The sequence below is a fragment of the Rhizobium leguminosarum genome, assembly GCF_019798305.1.
Taxonomy (GTDB): Bacteria; Pseudomonadota; Alphaproteobacteria; order Rhizobiales; family Rhizobiaceae; genus Rhizobium; species Rhizobium leguminosarum_U.
Window position 1 is genome coordinate 195,018 of record NZ_JAAXDD010000010.1, and the last position, 17,985, is coordinate 213,002.

The following is a 17,985-nucleotide window of genomic DNA, read 5'->3' on the forward strand; positions in this document are numbered from 1 at the left end:
TCAGACCTCGTAATTCAGGATATTGAAAGCTCTGTAGTATTTGTCGTCGTGCAAGCACCCGAAGAGATCCAGCGACGCTCCGGTCGCAAGCGAATGGGTGTAGCTTCCGGGAAAGAAAAGAACCGTCGGCTTGTCCTTTGCCGTGCTTTGCAGATTGTTCAAAACGTTGTGCGAGCGGATGTAGGGATACACCTCACCGACGCCCGACAGGAATATGACGTCGTGCGGCGTTGATGAAATCGCCTCGCCAATCTTGGGGATCAGATTGGCTTGGGGGTCCAGGACTGACTGAAGCAGCTCCCGAAGCTCAATTTTATCCGTCTCTGATTCGACGTCGAGGACCTGCTCGAAAATCCCGCGCTCTTCCAAAATACCGAGCGACAGATTGTACAGGTTGAGGTCCAGGACGGCGACACCTGCGTGGCCAACTCGAGCCACTAGGTCGCGCCTGTCCTCATCCATCGACAGCCCTTCCTTGGCGTCATAGGGATAGATAAAGAAGGGCACTTCATTCCCAAGGCCCTGTTTGGTCAAGAATCGCGGGCTCGTGATGACTTTGAAAAGATGTTCAGAACGTGCTTTGCGGGTGGCTGGCAGGTTCATGCGATGCCTCTGTCGGATTTCAAACCCGGAAATAGCTGGATATCTGAAGGACTGTGCTCTGCAATTATTCCGCCGAGCTGCGGCGAGATGTATGTCGCCAGGATCTTGTTCTCCTTTGAGATGATGCCAGCCTCGCGCATGATCCGGAAAAGCACCTGCCGCAGCTTTGATCGTGTCGTTGCGCTGATGCTCGCGAGCGCGTCATTCCACTCTGCTTTGTGAGCGAAGAAAGTGTCAAAGCTCTCGACTGACAAGTCAGTTTGAAGAGACAGGAAGCGCTCCCGCACAACCTCAGTCGCAAATTCATGCACGATACGATATTCGCGACATACTGCCAGCCACAGCAAAGCCTGCTGATCGGTGCGCTCTCTCGTTTCACCGAAAAAGCGCAGCTCCGCATCATTCAGCTTTGACAGCCTACTCGCAATTTCACGTAGGGTCCTACGACGAGAGGCTATTTTTGGCAAAGATGTGATGCTCTCGCCAAGCGCCATTTGTCGCGTTTGGTTCCAATTCGCAGACGACCTATGAAGGTTCACGACGTCGATGCTTTCGTTGAGAAACAATCCGCCAACGACGAATGACATCTTATAATGTTGTTCGTTCTCACTTGTCACGAGGGGATGCTCCTGCAGTCATCAAATCCTGCGCCAGGTAGGTTTGATGATCAGTCGTCGCTGTAGCATGCAATTGGTGATCACCAGTTTCAAGAACGGGCTCAAAATGTGACATGTTGGCCATTTGCGTAAAACTGTATGCCAAGGCCACGTGGTGGCTAATACTCATCTCGTTAAAAAATCGATGAAATTGGCCAATAGCCATGGATTGGCTGTTGGAGCGGAAATACACCTTTGCAAGCGCGCCGACGGTCGTCGTTCCGGAAAGATCACAGAGTGCGTTCAATCCGATGGCCACAACGAATATCTCTTTGAAAGCGTCAAATAATCGTCTCTTGCGGTCAGCGCGAACTATCCATGATTTAGGCATGCGTATCCCCTGACAGAGGTACATTCATTACTCATCGAAAGATTGCAAGGCGAACAGAATTACTGTCCACGGATGCGTTAATACGAGGTTCCGTTGTCGGAAATCATTTCCGCCCGTTTATCCCTCGGACACCTGTTAGCGACGATACCGTCAGTCCCGTATAGCGTCTTCAGATTGTCGCCAAAGTCCGATGCACGGTTCGTTGGCCAGATCCGGAACCGGCGCAGGCCGTTCGTGGCCTCGTCTTCTGAGGATGTGCGCGAGGAAGGCATGTAAGGATCAGGCCATACTCGGCGTCAGAGACGTTTAGACAGCGCCGCCGAATGCGCCTTTGTTCGTTGAGCCGTCCTCCTGGCGCAGGCCGCTTTCGTAGTAGTAGTCCACTTCCTTGAACGGAACGGCATGATCGAAAGGTAGGAAGTCCTCGATCAACGCGTAGAAATGGTCAGGCTTCGATGGATCCGGAATGATGTCGGCGATCAGGGCCGTCGCGAAATAAGCCCGCCGTCCACCGGTCTTCATCAACTCGCTCGGACGCCGCGGTTCGTATTAGACAATCCAGTCACCACTCGCCGCTTCGACCTGACGCAGATAGGTGCGCGGGAGATGATACCGCTGCTCCGGAAGATCATCTTAGGTCCGAGTTTCGTTGTCAGCACTGCCTTTGACATAGTGTCACTCATTTGAATCTGCGTATCTGGTGCCAGGTTGGCAGATAGAGTGATGTACAACCAGAGAATGCAGAAATGATACTTAAGTGATTTTATGTATAAAATAATTTTTTGGAACGACTATTTAATAACGGTAAGTAAAATATGAAGTAAGCATCTGATATTTGAAGTTAATATCTCGGCGGCAACCTATAGTAAACGTTGTTATTGTCAATACGCGGTGAGATAATACATACATCAATCGCGCAAATACGGTTGGTACTTTTGCAACCCGCAAGGATCTTTGACATGACGAACAAGACAGCAAAACGGGCGCCAGCCCGCTTTGACTACGACGCGCTCGACATCGGCGTGCAGAGCAAGAAGGCGTTGGAAGCGGCAGCCGCTGGCATCCAGGCCCTGGGGCGCCGGTCCACGGACCAAGCCTTCGAGCTAGGCCTCCTGCTGGAGCAGGCTTCCGAGCACGTAGAACCGGGCACTTTCGAAAAATGGGTATCGCAGCGATGCGACATCTCCTCGAAAACAGCCCGGAACTACCGGGCCGTTGCTCGAAACCTCAACGCTTTCCGGGGGCGAGCAGTCGAGCTTGCGATCAGCCCGACAGTCCTTTTCCATCTTGCGTCCGCGCCTGAGGATAAGGTTGAGGATGCGTTGGTTTATGCCGAGGAAAACGACGGCATTCGCGTCAGTGAGGTGAAAGCCTTGCTAGCGGATGGCTCTGAGACGGCGTCCGAAGAGATCATCGGCGCAGAGCTTGCCGACGTCGGTGGACTATCCGGTCTGCGGGCGCTGATCGACCTCAAGACGAAGAGTGGTGTAGCCGCTTTCGTCGAAAGTGGCGCAGCTCTTGCCGCAGCAGTTGTCAGTGCTCTTGAGAGCAAGGGCAAGCGTCTGCAGAAAACGACACTCATCCCGGTGCTTGAGCCTTTGGCTCGAGTGGCGAAACGCAGCCTAGGCAATGTTTTGCTTCTCGATGCGCCGGGTGACGTCGACGTCCGCAAGCTCTCGGAAAGCGAGCTTTCTGCTGCGAGCCATTGGTACAAGGTCTTCCAGACGTTGGACCATCTCGGCAACAGGGAGTCGTGGCCCGAAGCCAAAGGGCTTGAAACTTGGTTGCGCCAAGACGTACTGCTGCTGCTCGACTGGGCAACGTCTCGGACGAAGAAACCCGAATGGCCGCTTGAAGCCCCAGTCGCTCCGAAGTCCGCAGACGCAGTCATGCGAAGCGGCCTTGAGGCGCTTGGCGGCGTGGTACGGGTTGAGGCGCCAAGCCTTGATCCGGCCGGTGACAATGGCGCTGCCTTCCGGGACTTCCAGCCGCCGGCCTTCCTTGCGCGTCCGGCTTCAGCACCCGAAGCCGACGCCCCCAATGTGATCCCGATGGTATCTACTGAAAACCGGTCGGGGCTGAGGAAGCCGGCTTGGCTGAAGCCGAAACCCGCCGAGGTCTCGGCGGACTGAACACAAGGAAGGGGGTTTTGGCCCCCTTTCTTGATTCCAGCCGCCGGCGTTCCTGGCGCGTCCGGTTCATCCGGAAGATCGCAGGTCGTTTGCGGGTGACCAACATGCAGCCAGCGGAATTCGCCTTTAGGTCCCTCGTTAACCGCGTTCGGGATCCGTTCTCTTTTTGCCTGAGGGGTCCTTGAGATCTGGTTCTGGTCCTGTCAGGTATGGGCGGCTCCGAAGTCATCGGAGCAAGCGGCCCAAGCCGGTGCTCGTAACACCGACAAGGGCCTGACCCTCAAGCCTTCTGTTGAAAGGAATCGGGCTTTGACCAACCTACACTCTTCGTCCCCCATGGGGGAAGTTCTGCGCGCCGCGTCCACCGCTTCTTCCACCGTCGGCCACTCGAATGCAATGTCCCTGCGCCGGTACCTAGCCGACCGTGCGGCTTTCCCATCCGAGCCGCCGGTGCTGCGCCGTCATCCGCATCTGGTGCGCTACCCCGACATCGAGGCGGACTTCGACGTCTTGATCGACAAGGCAATCGCCGCCATTGCCGAAGGCGACCCAGTCGAGGACGAGATCCTCGGCCACTACGTCAACGTGGCGTCACTCGTGCGGGCCGTGTCGTTCCGCGAAGGCAAGCTATTGGAACAGGCCGTCGAGCGGCTTGCCAAGGCCAATCCCGACCTCGTGGTCCTCATGCAGTCGATCAAGCTGCCGCTAGTGAAGGCGGCGATCGAAGCGGTCGCCGGTAATGACTGGCATCATCTTGAGGGCGTGCGCCTCGATTGCGACGCGCCTGCGAAGGGCAGCTACACGCCGGACCTGATCCTTGTGAACCGCGCAAAGCGCGCCGCCTTCGTGCTGGACCTGAAACGCTCGCTCGCGTCTTACGGCGATACCAGCCGGCTGGAAGAGCTGAAGCTCAGGATGTTGGCGTCGGCAATGATCCTGCCCGACTGGCTCTACAAGACCCAGAAGCGGCTTATGGTCGAAACCGTCGGTGTCGCGATTGTCGATGGGGCGAGCCGCCCGAGCGATCATGCGGCGGGCGTCTGGGCATTGTCGGAGATCGACGACCTGCTGGAGATCGATGGCGCGGCCACCTGCATGGCGGAACTGCGTCTGCGGTTCGGGCGCCGCGTGCAGCAGCTTCTGGGGGCCGAGGCGCGACGTGCGCTCGGTATTCCGGATGCGGCAACGCCGCCGCTGACATCGGCGGCTGCAAATTCGACATCTTCCCGGCGTCTCGGAATCCTCCGGGCCACCCCCCGCGTCATGATCTGTGATGATCCGGCGTGCTGCGATGAGCATCCGTCCGGATGCCGCTGTGGCGACGACGATCCGTTCGACGACGGTCGGGATGACGCGGACGCAGAAGATGACGCCGCAGCCGCATGGCCTCCGCAGCACATCCGCGTCGGCTTTGCGCGGCGTCTGCTCGACGCCTGAGGGCATCCGTCTTTCGCTCTGACTAAGGTGATGGCTGCGGCGCTAATTCCCGCAGCCCGCCTTTCCCTGTTCCCTTCGTGCTCTGAAGACGCCGGTGACCAAAGTTGGACCGGCGAGGAGATCTTGCATGTCCGTAGAAATCTTATCCACCTCATCATCGCCGTCCAAATTGCCTGGTTCTGCCAGAACTGACACCGCGTTGGCCGGCCGGCGTCGTCGCGATTGCCAAAATGACCCGGCGCTGATCGTCGGCCTCGCGCTCGCCTTCACCCGACAAGGTGCGGGCGAAGCCGCGGCCGTTCCGCCGATGCTCCTTGATCGGCTGTGCCACCACGCATGGTCTGGCGACCCAGCCTGCCTCCTGGTTCTCGACTGGCTCACTGAGAAAGCAAACACGCAGCACGATCTTGCTGACTCTAGCGGCCGTCATGCCGCTGCCCAGCACGCCGGTCTTGCGGAAATTGTTTTCGCTTCTTCGGCAAGCACCGTGGGGGAAAAGTGATGGATCGTCTGTCTTCCTTCCTGCTTCGGCGTCTGCGCCACTTGCAGCGCCGCGAGATCCGGCGGCTGGCTGTCCGCAACGGTCTGCTGATGATGAAAACCGCCATCATCGACGGGCTTGTCGTCGGCCGCTACGTTCCAGCCTTCGATCCCTCCCATCTGACGGGCGAGGTGGAGCGAGACCGGCAGTGGGTCCGCGATCGTCTCGCTGCCTTCCTGATCGACGCCCCGCAGGATGCGAGCGGCCGACCCGACCTGTTGTCGGCGGCGCCTGTGTGGCCGCCGCAGCTCAGGCGACGCTTGGTCAGGAACGGCGCTGACGATGACGCGCTCGCTTATGCAGTCAGGGTTGTCGCTGAGGCGGGTGAAGTGCTTTGCATCAAGACGATGGCGACCGTCCTCTTGCTCGCGGCGGCCATGAAGGAATCCGGCGTCGAGTTGCGCGATCTGGTCGCGTTCCTTCGGCAACCCGCCGGGGTCTTCGCCGTGCAGGTGTCGGTCGAAGGATTCGAGCGGGCACTGCCGCACCTTGTCGAAGAAACGGCCTTCTTGCCGTTCGGCCCTTACGTCGGCATGGCTGCTGATTTTACTTTCGTGGACGAGCTCTGGAGGTATGTGGATGGCCAAGCCAAACGTGTCTTCTTGCAGATTCCGGTCGCTAAAAGTTATCGGCCAACCAGTTCGTCCATGCGCGCTCAGTTGCTCTGGGCCTTGGCGCACGGCTCTCCGGTTCTCGCCGTGGCTGAAACCCACCACGCCGTTCCGGATCAGGTCGATCTGACAAGCGATGTCCGGCTGACGGGCGGAGGGATCAGTGTCACATTTCTCGCCGACTTGCTGGAAGCGGTCTATGGCAGTGATGATGTGTCACACCATGACGGCCTCATCGCGGTGATTGATGCGGGCGCCCTGACGCTCGATGATCTCTCTATTGCCATCCGGCCTGGCCGACCGATCCTGTCCAGTATTGAAGCGTTGGTGGGGCTTGCTGTCCATAATCGCGAAGAGCGGGACAACGAGAAGGACAAAGGCCACACGGCTTCCTCGCGGCGGCTGATTACCCAGAGCCCCAGTGAACGGGCAGCGCAGTCGTCTCAAGACCGCAGCGCCAAGGGCGACAGCTCATCGTCGTCGGCAGGTAACCGCAGATCAAAAGCCCAGCCGACCGGCGCCGAATTGATCCAGCCTCTGCCTGCAGATGGTGAGACGCCAGGAGAGGGCCGGCCGCCGCTGCTGGTGGAGACGCTGAGTGGCTACGGTGCAGCGACAGATTGGGCGCTTGGGCTGAAGACGGATTTGGCTGATTACCTCGCCGGCGATCTGGCTTGGTCCGACATGAGTACCAAGCTTCTTCTCTCCGGACCGCCAGGAACGGGCAAGACGACGTTTGCGCGCGCGATGTGCAACAGCCTTCGGATCCCGCTGGTCGTGACCTCCGTCTCGACATGGCTGCAGGGCGAATACCTGAGCGCCGTGCTTGATCGGATGGCAAATACTTTCGCCGAGGCCCGAGCCCAGGCGCCATGCATCCTTTTCATCGACGAGATCGACGGTATCGGAACGCGCGTCTCGGCGTCGCGGCAATATGCCGACTACTGGAATGCGTGCGTCAACAAGCTCCTGGAGCTGCTCGACGGTGCGGTGAAGAGCGAGGGCGTCATCGTCGTTGGTGCGACCAACCGGGCGAACGAAATCGACGAGGCCATCCGCAGGTCGGGAAGGCTGGAGACTCATATCGAGATCCCGCGACCCGATATCCCGGCGCTCGCCGGCATTCTCGCACATCATCTTGGTGCCGATCTCGACGTCGTAGCCAAATCGGATACTCAAGACGGAGGTCAGCCATGACGAGGTTTACCCAGATCGGTGGCCCCACAGACGAGCTGGAGATCGTTCTTGACGATGACGATCCGCGCGATAACGAGGGGCCGGACGTGCACAAGGAGGAAGGGGCAATTGCTCAGGCGCTCCGACGTCTAGCGACGCGGGCGATGGGTCTGACGGGCGCCGACATCGAACGGGTCGTACGAGAGGCAAGGCTGAAGGCGCGCCGTGAGCAGCGGCGTCTAACCTATGCCGACATCGAAGCCGGCATTCGCGGTCATCGGCCGCCTGTCCCATACGACGTCCGGTGGCGCTATGCGATCCATGAATCCGGCCATGCCGTCGTCCATCACGCCTTGCGTCTTGGCTCCATTAAGGGTCTGACGATCGACACCAAGGACGGCGGCCACAATGCTGTGACGTTCGCGACTGGCACGCCCGATACCGTGAATTGGTATGAGCGGCTGCTTGCCATGTTGTTAGCCGGACGCGCAGCGGAACTTATCGTGCTGAAGACCGTATCCGCAGGCTCCGGCGGCGCAGAGCAGAGCGATCTCGCCCGCGCCACGCGCATCGCTCTCGACATGGAACAGGCCCTTGGCTTCGGCGGTCGCTATCCGCTGCTTTATCTCGAACACAGGGATCCGACAGCGATCCTCAGTCGAGACGCCGATCTGGCAACGCGGGTTCACCAGCGTCTGGAGTTTGCGCAGGCCAGGGCCACCGAGGTGATTTTCGAACACCGAGCGACGTTCGACCGGCTGGTCCGGGCGCTGTTCGACGCCCAGGCGCTCGATGGCGATGCGGTGATGGACATCCTAGCCCCCACCTCCTAGATCCTTGTGGGAACAGCGGAGGTCAGGATGTCTGTGGCGGTCATTGCTCATTGCGACTGGAGTATCGACCGGAAAAAGCGGTGGATGTGTGTCGCCGTGCGCCAAGGGGCGAAATGGATCTTGTCGGCGCCAGAGCCTGTCGGCGAAACGAAGGACGTCATCCCTCGGCTTCGAAGCCGTGCCGAAACAGACGCCGCGCTGTTGATGGGTTTCGATTTCCCGATCGGCTTGCCGGCCGCTTATGGCAAAGCATTGGGTCTCGCCAACTTCCGCTCTGCCTTGCGAGCGTTTGGCGCCGGGCAATTTGCGCTGTGGTTCGACGTCGCGGAACATCGCAACGACATCGCCATCGATCGTCCCTTCTATCCCATGCGGCCAGGTGGGACACATCGTCGAGACCTGTTCGATGCCCTTGGAGTCGGGAGCGGCCGTGAGCTTCTCCGCCGTTGCGAGCGCGCAACGGCGGAGCGTGGCGATGCCTGCATGCTATTTTGGACGCTTGGCGGCAATCAGGTGGGAAAAGCAGCCATCAGCGGCTGGCGAGAGATCATTATCCCGAACGTTTCGGAGCTAGCTCTATGGCCTTTCGACGGAAGCCTTGCTGAACTCACAAAGCCCGGAGCAACTGTTGTTGCTGAAACGTATCCAGGAGATGTCTACAGCCAACTTGGCATTCCGCGGCGCCCCGTGTGGAGCAAGCGACAGCAGGCTGGCCGCCGTACTGCTGGAGGCCATCTCCTCCGATGGTTGGCCGACCGCCCCCAAATCGGCGGAGCGGCGCTGGAGGCGGCGATCACTGATGGGTTTGGGATAGACAAGACCGGTGAGGATCGGTTCGATGCAGTCGTTGGTCTGTTCGGAATGATCGACGTCGTCGAGCGGCGCCGCACTGAAGGAGTCCCAGACGACGATGACGTCGCGACCTGGGAAGGTTGGATACTCGGCCAGCGGCCATGAGATCAGCGGATCAGCCACGCGTAAACTGAAACGACGTGATATCAATTGCCGGCAACCTGAAACAAATTGCGTTCATTCGATTCGGACTGATGGGCGAACGATTCCAAGTCCCGGACTGACGTTTCAATATTCCCGGCCGACGATTCCAAACCGTAATATTCCGATTCACGGATTTTCGAGGGGGCTGCGGACGTCTTCACATCCGCCTACTCGCTGAGCCTTGGTCCGAGGGTTTGCCGGTCATTTGTTTCGACGTGCGCTAAACTCGAGTCAAATTGCGCTCATTCGATTCAAAGTCCCGGAATTCCGATTCAGAACACAATGATTCCGTTTCCGCGACAAACGGGTTGCGCCAGTCCGCCGGTCCTCTGACCATGGAAGTGCCATCCATAACAAAAAGGGAGGACATCATGGCACGACAGACCCCGGACGAGCGAAACGCCAGGCAGAGGGAGCGGCAGCAGCGGCTTCGGGACCGTCATAGAGATGAGCGGCGCCCGGATCGCGACGACGTCGCTCGGGCCTTGCTATTCTGGGCGATCACCAGCTATCTCAAGGAACGGCGGCCCGACCGGATTGACCAGCTTTCCGACGCGGCCGTCGCCGTTCTAAGCGACCAGGGTTTCGACAAGCGGGCGTCCTACGACGTCTTCGACGGCATCGTCGATCGCTATGCCCGCGATGACCAGCCCTTCCGCCGCAAGCTTCACTTGCGAGCCTGACGATCTCGGCCTCTTAATCTGATGACCGACTTTGCAAACGGCGTTCACATAAGGGGACTTCGTCCCCCCGTTACTTCTTGAAACGCCGTTTGCAGAGGAATCGATTTTTTCAGAGTCCGCCGCCTTCATGGCCGGTCAGTTACCAGAGTTTAATCGCCATCACATAACCCGCGTGCCCCGCATCCGCGGGAAACGCAACAACAGCTATGTGAATGGAAATGAACGAATTTTCTGCGAAAACTTTTCGACGCAAGATCGACGCCTTCTGCCAGCTCCGCCTCTCGCCTTTGCTGAGGGTCGATGAGCTAAGTCGGCTGAGGGATTACCTGTACTCCCTCATCCAGGCGAGGCGGTCAGCGCCTCGGACTAACGGCAAGACCGACTGGAGCGTCGTTGCAGCGGCGTCCGGCATCGATGCTAAGGAGCTCGCGGCGAGTGCGCGTCAGATCGATCCTGCCCTGGATGCGATTGCTCGGTGGATCAGAGATACTCGCCTCGCCGCCGGTGCCGAGAAACCTGACGTGCGTAAACCAGCGAAGACGTCGAGGGCCATGGCGGCGCCGCCAGCGGTCGCCCGAGCGGCGCCACAAGTGCAGGAGTCGCGAGTAAAGTCGAAGCCTGCCGGCGAGGCGTCTGCCCGCGTCAACGTCGAGTTTCCAGAAGCCCTGTTCAAGGTCTGGGAAGATCCGACGGACTTCGCGGAGGCTCTGCAACTGCATCTTCGGCGCCACGGAGAAACCTATTGGACGCTTTATCGCGGCATCATCGGCCCTGATGATCTGACGGACAAGAATACGCTGTTGAGCTGGATCGAAGGCCGGAGGGTGCCTCGCAGTACGGAGAGTTTCCACGTGCTATCCCGCATCGAGCGGCGCTATCGGCTTCCGGAGGGCTATTTCAAGGCAAAGCTCCCGCACCCGTCACGATCCGCTTCGGGTTTCAACCTGTCCGGGATCGAACCCGCGGAGCGGCGGCGGCTCGCGTGGCACCTGCCGGAGGACTTCAACTCGCTGCCTTCCAGAAGCGCGAAGAGATCGTTGATTGGGTTCGGCGCGTTATCATCAGCGGGTCGACCGACTACAGAAAGTTTCAGGCGGCAGCCGCCAAGCAGCGATATGCGATCCGCTTTCCAGGCGTGTCCTATGGCGGTCGCGCACCGCGGGATGGGAAGATCACCATTCCCGCTAACTATGAGGAAACGTGGATAGAAGATCCCGACCTGCTGTCTGGTGTCATCGAGGCGCCGCCGGCGCTAGCGATGGAAATGGCCGACCTCGTGCGCTTCAAGACGTCGGCTCTCACGTCGGTTGGATTCCAGCGAAACGGTGTCTGGGGCGAGGAGACGGCGTCTCAGAAGATCGAGCATCTCGGGCTCATGTTCGGCGCCCTTGCCGCAGCTAAGGATGGGGAGGTCAGGGGCAACGGCGTGCCGCTGCGTCAACTAACCTTCGGCCTGTTGCTCTTTCCCGGCGTCTGGGACTGGTATCTGCAGTGGCGTGAAACACGGCGCGGCTTCTACACAGCTTGGGAAGTCGACATGTTGCGGATTGCTCTGGCGATTACCAAGGAAGACACCGGGTGGCTTCGCCAGCATCCTGAACTTCTCGCTCGGGTCCAGCCGATCGCCGGTCTCGTTTCGCAAAATGAAATCGACTATGCCCATGCGGATTGGCATAGTGCCTGCGACGACTTCCACAAACATGCGGCTCATCGCGTAAAGGAAATTCAGCGGATCGCCCGCGTTCACCGCGATCCGTTCGAGCCGATCATGCCGGTCCTCGAGGCAGCAAGCCCTGTCGGCGAGTATCGCAAGATCACCGAGGAGATCATCCGTCTGATGCCGGATGAACATCGTTATCCGCGGCCTGCCGCCGAAGCCGTTCGCGCGTTTTTGATGCTGAGGCTGGGCTTGCATCTCGGACTGCGGCAGAAAAATCTGCGCCAGCTCATGCTCTGCCCCAAAGGTCATATGCCCCGCTCGGAGCGTGTTCTGGAGAAGATGAAGCGCGGCGAGATCCGTTGGAGTGACCGCGAGGGTGGTTGGGAAGTGTTCATTCCAGCGGTCGCGTTCAAAAACGCGCACTCGTTCTTCTTCGGCGACAAGCCGTTTCGTCTCGTGCTGCCTGACCTCCTGGATCTCTACGAATATTTAAACGCCTACGTCGAAAGGCATCGCGCCTTACTGCTGCGCTCAGCCGCCGATCCCGGCACTTTCTTCGTCAAGACCGTCAAGACGACCAGCACGGATGCCGCTTACGACGTCACGACCTTCTACGAGGCATGGCGTCTGACGATCCAGCGCTACGGGATCTACAATCCCTACACAGGGCGCGGCGCGATTAAGGGGCTCTTGCCGCATGGACCTCATAACGTACGTGACGTGCTGGCGACCCATATCCTGAAGCAGACCGGCTCCTATGAGCAGGCGAGCTACGCAATCCAGGACACAGCCGACATGGTCGCCAAGCACTACGGGCGGTTTCTCCCGCAGGACAAAGCAGCGCTCGCCGCTCGCATCCTCAATCAAGTCTGGGAAGCCGCATAAGTCAGAAGGAGATGTCGGAAATTATTTCCGGCGTCTCGCCTCATTTTTCGCGTCACGCGCCCATGGCGGTGGCAGGCGTTGTTCGATCCACGGCAGCAGTTTGATCGGCTTCGGCTCGATCCCGCCCGTAATGATCGGATACTTACTGAGGGCTTCGCGCATCAATGGGAGACCGGCTGGGTTTGTATAGCGCGTGTTGGTTTCGCTTCCCTCACTCAGGCGACCGGAGATATCATCGATTACCTCTGGAGACACGCCGGCCTGCTTCAACGTGTCCGCCATGCCGTGGCGCAATGCATGGAGAGTGCGATCCCACAGGTTCTCTCCCAAACAGCGTTTCATGATCGGGAGGAAGACGTCATAGAACCGATCACCCGGATCGTTCATCGTCTTGTCCGAAATGAGGTCGGGAAACACGGCTTCATACCCCAGGTCCTTGAGAGCAACGCAGTAGTCCATGAAGCCCAGGCGGATCATTTCCTCAGGAAGAGGCAACACCCGTTTCGACTGCTCGTTCTTCAGTCGCCGAAACTGGTTCGACCGTAGCATGAGGACCAGTCCCTGATCATCTTCCGCAATGTCATCAAGAGCCAGCCCTGCAAACTCTCGCCTGCGTCCGCCGAGATAGGTAAGTAGAATGGGCAGGAAGTAAGCCGCATCGTGAAAAATGCGCTGCCCCGGCTTACCACGACCACGCTGATCATTGAGCGAACCTGTGTAGATCGGTGACGAGAAGATAGGTTTGACTTCTTCGGGTGTCGGTTTGTGCTGCTGGCCACGAATAGCGCCAAGTTTCGGCTTTTTCGGCCGTAGCCCATCGAAGCTCCAATCGTCGAGTTCAAACCCGTGCCCGCGCACATGCTTCAAGAAGTGGTTCAGGTTTCCAAAATGCTTGCGGATAGTCGCAGCGCTCAAACCCACTGCCGCCTCCTTGCCCTCCGTCTCGGCCTGCTCGCGGAGCCTTTGCCCTTCGGCCCGTAGTTCGGGGGCCGACATCGCCCTCATTCTGGCGCTCTGTCCCCAACGTACCGGAATGTCATTGAAGTGCTGGCGCAGCTTGCCGAGATGGTACTGGCTAATCTGGCCGGTATGTTTGACACCGTGTTCTTCTAGTACGCCCTTGAGCATGCGAACCAGCGCGCGGGCGTCACGTGCGGTACTGTCGTCCCAGGCGTCCTTCATGTTCTTGACGAGCTGTTCGCACTCGGCCTCGAAGTCCGCGACTTGGATCACGGGTCGGGTCTTGTCCCCAACCGGCTCTTCGAGAGCAGCGGTCCGTGGCAAGGGAGTCAGATCAAGCGTCGCGATTGGCCGAGCTTCAAGCGCAGGGAGCGTCGCAACGTCATCGGCGGGACGGGCGATCACCGTTTCCGACGGCGTCGTGTTTACGGATGGAGTTTTAACGGAGACAGGCTGCGCCTGCGGACTCGAACCGCCAGTGAGTTCGCTCAGGTTGCGATCAGCAAGGGAATGTCTTTCAGCGACATCGAAGAGAGCTTCTGCCCGCCCGCTGAAATAGGCCTTCATCGCCTTTTCGTGGTTGAGGGCGTTTTGGCTGATATCGAACTGATGCATCAGCATTCGGATTCCATCCTGAAAGCCGCGTGTATTCGCCTCATGGAGGAGTTCGAAATAGTTCGATCTGACCGCGAGGAAATGTGAGGAAGGCACGCCGTTTTCGAGCAGGTACTTGGATCCGCTGCAGCCTTCCTCTAGCGTCAGTTTCTGGCGGATGCCAAACATGGCGAGCAGCTTGTATGCCCAGCCATTCTCCAGATCGAGTTCCAGTTCCTCGATGTCAGCCGGACGGCCATAGCGCCTCGCGACGATCGAGACGTCTTCGAGATGCAAGAGCATCACGTCGCGTTCGTGTTCGCAAAGCTTTTGAAGCTGGGCCTTCGACATTGGTTCCTTCGATTTCATCTTCAGTTCGGCCATCAGCGTGTTGAGCTTCCTGCCAATCGCCTGGGCCTTTTTATGATCGGAACAATGAAGGCTCAGTGAAAGCCGGCTGCCCGGCTGGCACCGCGCGAAAGAAGTGGGAACACGAGCGCGCCAGTAGAAGATGTTGCCGCGGCGAATAAGGTTCTCGACGTCGTGGCGGACCGCCATGGGAAGTTGCCCCTGCCTGCCACCTGCGACGTCCCACGCAGTTTCCGCGTGGGCATCACCTGTGGGCTACAGTTCTGGGCATCAGGTCGCCAATGATGCCAAAACGATATCCGGCACGACTGGAAAATCAAGGAATTAAGGGCATTTAGGGAGAATTGGCTGGGGAACCTGGATTCGAACCAAGATTAACGGAGTCAGAGTCCGTCGTTCTACCATTGAACTATTCCCCAGCATAAGCGAACCGGCGGGCGGTCGGCTGGTGTGCGGCGCTTATAACCAAAAGCCGGGGGATTGCAAATAGCTGTTTTGAAAAAAATCGGTGCTGCCGCGGAAAGGTGAAACCGCTGCAAATCCCCTGTCCAAAAAAGAATTTGGCGATTTCGGCGGGCGCTGATATTCTTGCCGCAACGCAAAAATCGAATGAGCGCCTGCTGCATATCTCAAGACTTGCGCGGCGCGATGGAAAAACAACGTGGAAGACCCCGAAGGCGGCGCAAAGCTGCAATTTGACGGGGCGTCGGCGGCAGGGCGCAAGGACGGCAAGAAGTCCAGGCGCCGCAAGGGCAAACGTGGCGGGCAATCCCGCAACGGTGCTCATCCCGCTTCGCATGAGCCTTCCGGCGGTGCCGGACAGCCTGCGCGCCCGATGGAAGATGCAGCCGGCAATCCGGCCCGCAAGCGCAAGCGTCGCCGTCGTGGCGGCCATGGTGCTGTGCAGGATGGTTCACCTCAACCTCATATGATGGAACAGGCCGGAGCGGCAGATCATGCCGCCCGCTCCGATGGCGATTCGGCGCCGAGCCGTCGCAACCGCCGCAAGCATCGCGGCAAGCGCGGTCTGCAGGGCCGGCCGCTAACACCGGCAAAACCATCAGGTGTCTCGCAACAGGAACGCCGCGCGGAAGAGACGGCGCTCGGTGGCGAACTGCGTGAAACACTGAATGGTGCGAGCACCAACCGCAGAGGCCGCCAGGAAAGCCATCCCCATTCCGGGCATCAGGGGGATCGTCAGGCCGGCGAACATGTGTGGCCGGAGGAGCTCTATGCTGCCCTCGATCTCGGCACCAACAATTGCCGTCTGCTCATTGCCCAGCCTACCCGTCCAGGACAATTTCGCGTCGTCGACGCCTTTTCCCGCATCGTGCGCCTCGGCGAAGGTCTTGCGACCAGCGGCCGTCTGTCCGATGAGGCGATGGAGAGGGCGATCGAGGCGCTGAGGATCTGCGCCTCCAAGCTCAGGAACCGGGAGATCCGCCGCATGCGGCTGATCGCCACCGAAGCCTGCCGCCAGGCCGTCAATGGCGAGGAATTCCTCAGCCGGGTCGTTGCCGAAACCGGCCTCGCGCTCGAAATCATCGATCGCGAGACAGAGGCGCGGCTTGCCGTCTCCGGCTGCTCCTCGCTGGTCGGTCGCGAGACGCGCTCCGTCGTGCTCTTCGATATCGGCGGCGGCTCGTCGGAGATCGCCGTCATCCGTATCGGCGACAATCGCTTCAGCCGCCTTGCCAATCACATTACCCACTGGACCTCGCTTCCGGTCGGCGTCGTGACGCTGTCGGAGCGCCATGGCGGGCACGACGTCACGCCGGAGGCCTTCGAAGGCATGGTGCGTGAAGTCGAAGGCATGCTGGGAAGCTTCAATTGCCCGGAGATCGAGGTCGCCCAGAGTGGCGATTTTCACCTGATCGGCACATCGGGCACGGTGACAACGCTTGCCGGCGTGCATCTCGACCTGCCGCGTTATGACCGGCGCAAGGTCGATGGCATCTGGCTGTCCGACGACGAGGTCTCCGCCATGCAGGCAAAGCTTCTCTCCTGGGATTTCGCAAGCCGTGCCGCCAATCCCTGCATCGGGCCTGACCGGGCCGATCTGGTGCTCGCCGGCTGCGCCATTCTCGAGGCGATCCGCCGCCGTTGGCCGAGCCCGCGCATGCGGGTTGCCGATCGCGGCTTGAGGGAAGGTCTGCTCACCGACATGATGGCCGATGACGGCGTGTGGCGGCGCAATCGTAACCGCCGCGGCCAGCGCGTGAGATCGTGAGATAAGGAATAGGCATGACCAAGGCACCGATCGCGGGAAACCGCACCGGCCGCAAGCTCGGCCAGCGCGTCAAGAACAAGAAGATGAAGGCCTCCTCCCGCCAATGGCTGGAGCGCCACATCAACGATCCCTATGTGCAGCGCGCCCAGCTTGAAGGCTATCGCGCCCGGGCCGCCTTCAAGCTGCTGGAGATCGACGAGAAACATCACATCCTGCGCGGCGCCAGGCGCATCATCGATCTGGGGGCCGCTCCCGGCAGCTGGTCGCAGATCGCCGCCAAGGTCACCGGCTCGACGGATGATGATATTCGTGTGGCTGCGATCGATTTCCTTGAAATGACCCAGCTGCCGGGGGTCAAGATCCTGCAGCTCGATTTCCTCGATCCGACAGCGCCGGAAAAGCTGTTGGAGGCCGTCGGGGGCACGCCTGATCTCGTCATCTCCGACATGGCGGCGCCCACCACCGGCCACCACCGCACCGACCATCTGCGCACCATGCATCTGTGCGAAGTCGCGGCCCATTTCGCCGTCGAAGTCCTGGGGGAGGGCGGGCACTTCCTGACCAAGACCTTTCAGGGCGGCACCGAGCGTGAGCTGCTCGCCATGCTCAAGCAGAATTTCCGCCAGGTCGTCCATGTCAAACCGAACTCGTCGCGCGCCGAATCGGTCGAGATGTTCCTGCTGGCCAAGGGGTTCAAGGGACGCAAGGCCGAAGGCAACGCAGAGGAAGCTTGATCTTCGGGCCGGTCCCGACGGATGATGGCGATCGACTGCATAACTCCTTAAAACGGTATCGATTTAAGGATAAGATATGCAGCAATGGAAAGCGTTGCCGCGTCCTTTGCGTGTCTGAAGGGCGCACCGCGCTGTCAGGATTTGAACCGCTGATCCCATGCTTCTTTACGTCACGCTCGGAACCAACGACCTCTATCGCGCAGGGCATTTTTATGATGCCGTGCTGTCTCCCCTCGGCTATCGCCGTCAGCGCTCTTCCGAAGAGGAAATCGGCTATTCCGCCGAGGGCGATACGCGCTGCCGCTTCTGGGTGGTGACGCCGTTCAATCACCGCCGGGCAACCTCAGGCAATGGCGCCATGGTGGCGCTTGCAGCCGAAACGCGGGCTGATGTCGATGCCTTCCATGCGGCGGCAATCGCGGCAGGCGCCGTGGATGAGGGCGAGCCCGGCCTGCGCTCCTACCATGCCCAATTCTATGCCGCCTATGTGCGTGATCTCGACGGCAACAAGCTCTCTGCCGTCTGCGAAAGCCCGGAGTAACGGCTGCCTAAAG

15 protein-coding genes, 1 tRNA gene and 1 pseudogene are annotated in these 17,985 nt (G+C 59.6%); 11 read left to right on the forward strand and 6 right to left on the reverse strand.

Translation table 11 applies throughout. The features are described 5' to 3' along the window. The 4 genes from HFO99_RS19365 to HFO99_RS33460 form a co-directional block, all read right to left on the reverse strand. Positions 1-603 (reverse strand): DUF1788 domain-containing protein, encoded by a 603-nt coding sequence (locus HFO99_RS19365; protein ID WP_222362951.1) that lies wholly within the window; start codon positions 601-603, stop codon positions 1-3. Then, positions 600-1,220 (reverse strand): DUF1819 family protein, encoded by a 621-nt coding sequence (locus HFO99_RS19370; protein ID WP_222362952.1) that lies wholly within the window; start codon positions 1,218-1,220, stop codon positions 600-602. Before HFO99_RS19370 ends, HFO99_RS19365 begins: the two co-directional genes overlap by 4 nt. Further along, positions 1,210-1,590: a hypothetical protein gene (locus tag HFO99_RS19375; RefSeq protein WP_222362954.1), complete on the reverse strand. Its 381-nt coding sequence runs from the start codon at positions 1,588-1,590 to the stop codon at positions 1,210-1,212. Before HFO99_RS19375 ends, HFO99_RS19370 begins: the two co-directional genes overlap by 11 nt. A gap of 306 nt (positions 1,591-1,896) precedes the next feature. Then, on the reverse strand, positions 1,897-2,112 hold the full coding sequence (locus HFO99_RS33460) for a hypothetical protein (RefSeq protein WP_261323226.1): 216 nt from the start codon (positions 2,110-2,112) through the stop codon (positions 1,897-1,899). A gap of 437 nt (positions 2,113-2,549) precedes the next feature. On the opposite strand from HFO99_RS33460, the gene HFO99_RS19385 reads away from it, so the two are divergent. The 8 genes and pseudogenes from HFO99_RS19385 to HFO99_RS19420 all read left to right on the forward strand — a co-directional run bounded on the left by HFO99_RS19385 (position 2,550) and on the right by HFO99_RS19420 (position 12,544). Beyond that, complete coding sequence (locus tag HFO99_RS19385) at positions 2,550-3,722, forward strand: hypothetical protein (protein ID WP_222362955.1); 1,173 nt, start codon at positions 2,550-2,552, stop codon at positions 3,720-3,722. A 510-nt stretch (positions 3,723-4,232) separates the two neighbouring features. Then, the gene (locus HFO99_RS19390; RefSeq protein WP_261323227.1) at positions 4,233-5,159 is read left to right on the forward strand and encodes a hypothetical protein; all 927 of its coding nucleotides are present in this window, start codon (positions 4,233-4,235) and stop codon (positions 5,157-5,159) included. Positions 5,160-5,286: 127 nt separating this feature from the next. Then, a complete protein-coding gene (locus HFO99_RS19395) occupies positions 5,287-5,661 on the forward strand; it encodes a hypothetical protein (protein ID WP_222362956.1) in 375 nt (124 codons plus the stop codon). Then, positions 5,661-7,508, forward strand: a complete 1,848-nt coding sequence (locus tag HFO99_RS19400) for an AAA family ATPase (protein ID WP_222362958.1) — start codon at positions 5,661-5,663, stop codon at positions 7,506-7,508. Before HFO99_RS19395 ends, HFO99_RS19400 begins: the two co-directional genes overlap by 1 nt. Next, the gene (locus HFO99_RS19405; protein WP_222362960.1) at positions 7,505-8,320 is read left to right on the forward strand and encodes an ATP-dependent Zn protease; all 816 of its coding nucleotides are present in this window, start codon (positions 7,505-7,507) and stop codon (positions 8,318-8,320) included. The genes HFO99_RS19400 and HFO99_RS19405 overlap by 4 nt, the downstream gene beginning before the upstream one ends. Before the next feature lie 27 nt (positions 8,321-8,347). After that, positions 8,348-9,277, forward strand: coding sequence for a DUF429 domain-containing protein (locus HFO99_RS19410; protein WP_222362962.1), 930 nt, complete (start codon positions 8,348-8,350; stop codon positions 9,275-9,277). A 410-nt stretch (positions 9,278-9,687) separates the two neighbouring features. Then, positions 9,688-9,999 carry a hypothetical protein gene (locus HFO99_RS19415; RefSeq protein ID WP_027666522.1) on the forward strand — a complete coding sequence of 104 codons (312 nt, stop codon included), beginning with the start codon at positions 9,688-9,690 and terminating at the stop codon, positions 9,997-9,999. A 212-nt stretch (positions 10,000-10,211) separates the two neighbouring features. Next, positions 10,212-12,544 (forward strand): annotated as a pseudogene (locus tag HFO99_RS19420) (hypothetical protein). Positions 12,545-12,565: 21 nt separating this feature from the next. On the opposite strand, the gene HFO99_RS19425 reads toward HFO99_RS19420, so the two are convergent. Both HFO99_RS19425 and HFO99_RS19430 read right to left on the reverse strand, forming a co-directional pair. Beyond that, the gene (locus HFO99_RS19425; protein WP_222362965.1) at positions 12,566-14,656 is read right to left on the reverse strand and encodes a DUF6538 domain-containing protein; all 2,091 of its coding nucleotides are present in this window, start codon (positions 14,654-14,656) and stop codon (positions 12,566-12,568) included. 156 nt (positions 14,657-14,812) lie between these two features. Next, positions 14,813-14,886 (reverse strand) — tRNA-Gln (locus tag HFO99_RS19430). Positions 14,887-15,128: 242 nt separating this feature from the next. Here HFO99_RS19430 and HFO99_RS19435 point away from each other — a divergent pair. The 3 genes from HFO99_RS19435 to HFO99_RS19445 all read left to right on the forward strand — a co-directional run bounded on the left by HFO99_RS19435 (position 15,129) and on the right by HFO99_RS19445 (position 17,972). Continuing rightward, positions 15,129-16,697, forward strand: coding sequence for an exopolyphosphatase (locus HFO99_RS19435; protein WP_222362967.1), 1,569 nt, complete (start codon positions 15,129-15,131; stop codon positions 16,695-16,697). Positions 16,698-16,711: 14 nt separating this feature from the next. Then, entirely contained in the window at positions 16,712-17,431 is a 720-nt protein-coding gene (locus HFO99_RS19440; RefSeq protein ID WP_012756166.1) for an RlmE family RNA methyltransferase, read from the forward strand. Between the two features lie 157 nt (positions 17,432-17,588). Continuing rightward, on the forward strand, positions 17,589-17,972 hold the full coding sequence (locus tag HFO99_RS19445; protein ID WP_221965333.1) for a VOC family protein: 384 nt from the start codon (positions 17,589-17,591) through the stop codon (positions 17,970-17,972). Positions 17,973-17,985 lie beyond the last annotated feature (13 nt).